Annotated in this window: 7 protein-coding genes; 5 read left to right on the top strand and 2 right to left on the bottom strand. The window is 64.1% G+C overall.

From position 1 onward, the window contains the following. The first annotated feature begins 32 nt into the window (after positions 1-32). The 5 genes from AC2VOU_RS09530 (at position 33) to AC2VOU_RS09510 (ending at position 5,260) form a co-directional block, all read left to right on the top strand. Entirely contained in the window at positions 33-1,808 is a 1,776-nt protein-coding gene (locus AC2VOU_RS09530) for a penicillin-binding transpeptidase domain-containing protein (protein WP_486957152.1), read from the top strand. A 141-nt stretch (positions 1,809-1,949) separates the two neighbouring features. After that, positions 1,950-2,459, top strand: a complete 510-nt coding sequence (locus AC2VOU_RS09525) for a pyridoxamine 5'-phosphate oxidase family protein (protein WP_486957151.1) — start codon at positions 1,950-1,952, stop codon at positions 2,457-2,459. 145 nt (positions 2,460-2,604) lie between these two features. Next, entirely contained in the window at positions 2,605-3,462 is an 858-nt protein-coding gene (gene map / locus AC2VOU_RS09520; RefSeq protein WP_047315453.1) for a type I methionyl aminopeptidase, read from the top strand. A gap of 248 nt (positions 3,463-3,710) precedes the next feature. Continuing rightward, complete coding sequence (locus AC2VOU_RS09515; protein ID WP_047315452.1) at positions 3,711-4,265, top strand: alpha/beta fold hydrolase; 555 nt, start codon at positions 3,711-3,713, stop codon at positions 4,263-4,265. 245 nt (positions 4,266-4,510) lie between these two features. After that, positions 4,511-5,260, top strand: coding sequence for a gamma-glutamyl-gamma-aminobutyrate hydrolase family protein (locus AC2VOU_RS09510; protein ID WP_047315451.1), 750 nt, complete (start codon positions 4,511-4,513; stop codon positions 5,258-5,260). 53 nt (positions 5,261-5,313) lie between these two features. Here AC2VOU_RS09510 and AC2VOU_RS09505 read toward each other — a convergent pair whose 3' ends face one another. Continuing rightward, entirely contained in the window at positions 5,314-5,892 is a 579-nt protein-coding gene (locus tag AC2VOU_RS09505) for a PPE family protein (protein ID WP_054880320.1), read from the bottom strand. A gap of 44 nt (positions 5,893-5,936) precedes the next feature. Continuing rightward, positions 5,937-6,227 carry a PE family protein gene (locus tag AC2VOU_RS09500; protein ID WP_486957150.1) on the bottom strand — a complete coding sequence of 97 codons (291 nt, stop codon included), beginning with the start codon at positions 6,225-6,227 and terminating at the stop codon, positions 5,937-5,939. Positions 6,228-6,524: the final 297 nt, after the last annotated feature.

Below are 6,524 nucleotides of genomic sequence, written 5' to 3'. Positions count from 1 at the left end.
CACCAGTATCAGTTGTTTCGGTAGCGGCGGGTCTGTTGCTTGTCGCGGTTATCGCCGTGTCGGGCTGCACCCCGCGTCCCGACGGCCCGGGCCCGGCCGCTGAGAAGTTCTTTGGCGCGCTGGCCCTCGGCGACACCGCGACGGCTGCCCAACTCAGCGACAACCCCAACGAGGCCCGCGAAGCACTCAACGCGGCATGGGCCGGACTGCAGGCTGGCCACCTGGACGCGCAGCTCCTCAGTGCGAGGTACGCCGAGGACACCGGCACCATTGCCTACCGCTTCACCTGGCATCTGCCGAAGAACCGGACGTGGAGCTATGACGGCCAGCTGAAGATGGCCCGCGACGAGGGACGCTGGCAGGTTCGCTGGACCACCACGGGGCTGCACCCCAAACTGGGCGAGCACCAGACGTTCGCGCTGCGCGCCGACCCGCCGCGGCGCGCCTCGGTGAACGAACTGGGGGGCAGCGATGTGTTGGTACCGGGCTATCTGCACCTCTCCGCGCTGGACGCCACCGCGGCCGGGCGCGCCCTGAGCGGGACGGCACGCGCGGTGGTCGAGGCCTTACATCCCTTTGATGACACCCTCAACGACCCGCAGCTGCTCGCCGAAAAAGCCAGCTCGGTGACGGAGCCACTGAGTCTGGTGACGCTGAGCCCTGACGACCACGACAAGGTCGCTCCGGCGATTGCGAGGCTGCCCGGCGTCGTGGTCATCCCCCAGGCGGAGATGCTGCCGACAGATCCGCATTTCGCACCGGCCGTGATCAGCGAAGTGAAGAAGGCTGTCAGCGACGACCTCGACGGCCAGCCCGGTTGGCGAGTGGTCAGCGTCAACCAGAATGGCGTCGACGTCGCGGTGCTGCACGAGGTCGAACCGTCGCCGGCGTCGTCGGTCTCGATCACGTTGGACCGGGCAGTGCAGAATGCCGCCCAGCACGCGGTGGACAGCCGCGGTGGTAAGGCCATGATCGTCGTGCTCAAACCGTCGACCGGGCAGATCCTCGCGGTCGCGCAAAGTCCGGGGGCCAACGCTGACGGCCCGCTGGCCACCACCGGCCTGTTTCCCCCCGGGTCGACTTTCAAGATGGTCACCGCCGGCGCGGCTATCGACCGCGATATGGCCACCCCCAACACCATGCTGGGTTGCCCCGGCCGCCTCGACATCGGGCACCGCACCATCCCCAACTACGGCGGCTTTGATCTTGGCGTGGTACCGCTGTCACGGGCGTTCGCCAGTTCCTGCAACACCACCTTCGCCGAGCTCAGCAGCAGGATGCCGCCCCGTGGTCTGACCCAGGCCGCCAACCAGTACGGGATTGGGCTTGACTATCAGGTGGACGGCATCGCCACGGTAACCGGGTCGGTGCCGCCGACAGTGGACCTGGCTGAGCGCACCGAGGACGGCTTCGGCCAGGGCCGGGTGCTGGTCAGTCCGTTCGGCATGGCCCTGGCGGCCGCCACCGTAGCCGCCGGTAAAACCCCGGTTCCGCAGCTGATCGCCGGGCGGCCAACCAGAGTCGAAGGAACCAGCACGCCGATCGCCCCGAAGGTGATCGATTCGTTGCGGCCAATGATGCGGCTGGTGGTGACCAACGGGACCGCCAAAGAGATCGCCGGCTGCTGCGGTGCGGTCTTCGGGAAGACCGGTGAAGCCGAGTTCGCGGGCGGATCGCATTCCTGGTTCGCCGGGTATCGCGGCGACCTGGCGTTCGCGGCGCTGATCGTGGGCGGTGGCAGCTCGGAATACGCGGTCCGGATGACCAAAGTCATGTTCGAATCGCTGCCGCCGGATTACCTGACTTAGCGCTATCGGCGGCGTCGGCGGGCGCGTGATGCGGCTTGCGGCGTCAGGGTGTGTGTCAGCGGCAGATTTGGGAGCACTTAGCCTGAAAAGCGTGCGTTATGTGCAGCGAAAAACCGTATTCCAAGCGCCCGAAGTGGTGAAGTGATCAACGCGGAGCCGCTTAGACAAATATCGCTTAAGCGCCTGCTCGCGTCGGTCCGGCATCCTACGATCGCCACCGCCGACAGGCAGGGGAAGCCATGGAACACCCCCCTATTGGCCGCCATCGACCGCAATGCGCGACTGAATTGGTCGTCACATCCTGATTCGCAGCATTCGCAGAACATTGCACAGAATGGCAGGGCATTTATGGTCTTTTTCGACAGCATTCAGGGTGGTTTGGGACTTTACCTTGATACGACGGCGGATAGGGTGACTGATCCGCGTACTGTGCAGGAAGCTCTAAATTTGCTCACCAAACGTATCCCCGGAGTGTGCGCACCGCTGCCTGAGTTCCTCGCCTCTGAGCAACGGATTTATCGGGCCGTCCCGCACCGCGCGTGGCTTAGTGATGTCACCCACAACGACAGCGGAGCGGTCCTGCGCGACATCCGAGTGGAAATCAACCTGGACGAATTGCAGAACGTCGCCGCTGTCCTTGACTCACTGTGAGTCGCCCGTGTGAGGCCCGCCACAGCACCGGCCTTGTCCGTGCCGACTCGTGTTGACTGGTCAGGTGGTGTGCGGCTCGGTGACCATCCGGGGACCGCGTCGGTCATTTCGGCGTCGCCCAGGACGGCGTGACTAAGCTTGCGGCATGCCCGCTCGCACCGCGCTTTCTCCCGGCGAATTATCCCCGACTCGGCCGGTGCCCGCGCTGATCCCACGCCCTGAATACGTCGGCAAGCCGACCGCGCAGGAGGGCAGCGAGCCGTGGGTGCAGACGCCGGAGGTAATCGAGAAGATGCGTGTCGCCGGCCGGATCGCGGCTGGTGCGTTGACCGAGGCAGGTAAGGCAGTCACGCCCGGCGTGACGACCGACGAGCTGGACCGGATAGCCCATGAATACATGGTCGACCACGGCGCCTACCCCTCAACGTTGGGCTACAAGGGCTACCCGAAGTCGTGCTGTACATCCCTCAACGAGGTCATCTGTCACGGCATCCCGGACTCGACGGTGATCGCCGACGGTGACATCGTCAACATCGATGTCACTGCCTATATCGACGGCGTGCACGGCGACACCAACGCGACCTTTCTAGCTGGCGATGTCTCCGAATCCCACCGGCTACTCGTGGAGCGAACCCGCGAGGCGACGACGCGCGCGATCAATGCCGTCAAACCTGGGCGCGCGTTGTCCATCATCGGTCGGGTCATCGAGTCGTATGCAAATCGGTTCGGGTACAACGTGGTTCGCGACTTCACCGGTCATGGCATCGGCACCACGTTTCACAATGGGCTGGTTGTTTTGCATTACGACCAGCCCGCTGTCACGACAACCATGCAGCCGGGGATGACGTTCACCATCGAGCCGATGATCAACCTCGGAACGCTGGACTATGAAATCTGGGACGACGGCTGGACCGTGGTCACCAAGGACCGCAAATGGACCGCGCAGTTCGAGCACACGCTGTTGGTGACCGACACCGGCGTCGAGATCCTCACCATGCAGTGATCTGACGGGTGAGCTGGTGGCATCGCACCTCGACATGGATACTGGTCATTGGCCTGCGTGATGGCCCACCGCCGCGGCGACCGCGGATCCGCGTCCAATTCGGCGATGCGTAGTGGCGTAACGGCTTGGTAAATATCGACGTAATCATAGGTAACTCAAGCGCATTCGGAACGGGCACTGCCATGAGAGAACCCGCGGAAATAGCTCGTAAACAGGCTGATCGGCTATAACGTGCGTAGGTGTCCTCGATGATGACCACGCTCGACGGGTTTCCGGTCCCGGTCTGGGTAGCCGGTCCGGAGAAGGGCGTCGTGGTCGTAATACTTGGTGCCGACCAGGGTAGGCCCGCCGCCTATGAACCGGTGTGCGAGCGACTACACACCGCTTCGCTGCGGACGGTCGTTATCGGCCCCGACCCGCGACTTACCGCCAAGTCGGTGGTCGGCATCCTCGACGTCCTCGGGATCGGCTGGGCGGTGGTGGTTGGCGACCGCGCTGGCGGTGAACTCGCCTGGGAGTTGGCGGCGACCAGGTTGGGCCGATTCGTTGGTCTCGTGGCTATCGACCGCGGACATCCACGGGTGGCTGACCCCAACGGCGTGGTCCGTGACGGAGACTGCCCGCCGGTGGAGATCGCCACCACCGTGCTGGTCAGTTCCCCCGATGCCCGGGCAATGGCCCGCGACAGCCAGCGGTTCGTCTACGCCGACTACCGTATGGTGGACCTGCTGGGGCGACGCAACGCCCAGGAGTCGACCGCGCAGTTGGCCGCCGAGATCGTGTTGCGCACCAGCGCCTGGTAGCGCCGAACAGTAGCTCCTACAAGCGATTGGCCGACCGCAGCTGCACGCCGACCACCGTGGCATGGGGCTGAGCGAAAGCTGCAGCCACCCGAGGCCTGTGCTGGCAATGCCCGATGACGTTACCGGCATGCAACGGCTGCCCGCTACGCTGGCCGAGGCTGTCGCCGCGTGGTCACGCAACCACAACAACGCCTGCGTGGAATTGGCGGTGTCTAACACGGCGGTCATCAACTGGGAGAGGTTACGTGGATTTGAGCGGCTCGAGACCAAGGGTGGGCTTGACGGCCTACCTGGAGCAGGTGCACACCGGGATCTGGGACGTTCCCGCGGGTTATCTGCCTGCCGATTACTTCCAAGGCGTCACCATGGCCGGTGGTATCGCGGTGCTGCTGCCGCCGCAGCCGGTGGACCCCGAGATCGCGGGCCACGCACTCGACGGCCTGGATGGTCTGGTGATCACCGGTGGTTATGACGTCGATCCCGCTGCCTACGGCCAGCGACCGCATCCGAGCACCGACGAGCCCCGCGCTGCCCGCGACTCCTGGGAATTCGCGCTACTCGGGGCTGCGCTGCAGCGCGGGCTGCCGGTGCTAGGTATTTGTCGCGGCGCACAGCTGCTCAATATCGCGCTGGGCGGCACGCTGCACCAGCACCTGCCTGACGTGATTGGCCACAGCGGGCATGGGGCGGGCAATGCGGTGTTCAACAGGTTGTTGGTCCGCACCGTGCCGGGTACGCGGCTGGCCGCTGTGCTGGGGGAGTCTGCCGAAGCGCGGTGCTACCACCATCAATCCATCGACAAGCTCGGTGATGGCCTGGTGGTCAGCGGATGGGACGCCGATGGCGTCATCGAGGCGGTCGAGCTACCGGGGGACGCGTTTGTGCTTGGCGTGCAGTGGCATCCGGAGAAAGCCCTCGACGACCTGCGGCTGTTCACCGCGATCGTCGACGCTGCGGGCCGCTACGCGAATAGCAGATGCGCAGAGTACAGCTGACCACAAACGTGTTCATCGCGATCCGAGAGGCTGCCTAGTGGAACCGGTCGATCTCACCCGGCGGCTTGATCTGCCACGGTGGTGTCGGTGCGGGTCGGGGTCTCGTTGATGAGTGGCGCCGGCGGCCGCGGCCACGGGTGCAGGTTGTTCACCACACGCACCGTGGTATCCGCATAGTCATTCATCGCCTCGGCGTTCGTTACCCAGAAGCGCTGGTACACGGTATCGCAGGCCTCGAGGGCCCGAGTGTTTTGCCCGAGTGTGTTGCTAGTGAGCAGTTCCGCTCTCCAGGCGCGGTTATGGGCGATCTGCGCTAAGGGCACCATTTTCTTAACCGCGTCTTCATAGGCATCAATGACTTCACAAATCCGCTCGAGGGTTAGCGAGGCATGAATCTCGACGTAGTTCAGCCACCCCTGATACCGCGTGGTCGCGTCGTGCATCCGCATCGCTGCCCCACCTTGCCACGTCTGCAGCAGCTCCAAGACCAGGCTCTGACACAACGTGGATGCCGCTTTTAGGTCCGTCACCACGCGATCCCACTCGCGGGCGGCGGCCATCATCGAGTCCACACCGGGGCCGGCCAGCAAATCGCGGGCGTTATCCTCTGGTGGGAACGCATCGAAACGCATCACGTCTTTTTGATCACATTCTGCTGGCCACGACTGCGGTGAGATCAGCCCACATGTTTGGCGTTGGTGGCCTCGGTATGCGAATAGCTCCCCGCGGCGCTCGACAAGGCGGCCGCAGCCGTACGAAGAATCGCTAGGGCCTCAGTGCTGATCTCCTGATATTGTGCCGCATGCGCGGCGAAGCGCTTGGCCGCCAGCGCCGACACCACGTCGTGACCCGGGGCATGAACACCGGTAAGCACCGGGACCGCCCTAGCATTGCCGTGACTCATCAGATTCTCGATGCTGTGCGCCGCATGAGCCGCTGCCGTCAGCGCCTCGGGTGTTACGCTCATGAAAGACATGCCAATTCCTTTTCCTGTCAACGAAACTCAGCGATCGCGAAAGCGGTTGTCAAGGTTTATCGGTATGCAGGTCGACACTTCGGCCGATGGCTGTCTAGTGACGATACCGTTACACCTTGGCGATGTCTGTCAGCCGATCGGTCACCGAGGGATGAATGTGATGTCCTCCGATCGACCGACCTTGCGTGTCATCCGTCGCCGAGTCCGCGGCTTGTGCCATGTTGTCCGGTCGCGCTACGGAAATAGCGTTGACAACGAGGAGAGAACTTGCCGAGGTTTTTGCGCGCC

The sequence above is a fragment of the Mycobacterium sp. TH-M25 genome (genome assembly GCF_057473665.1).
This window is presented reverse-complemented; position numbering and strand designations above follow the sequence as displayed.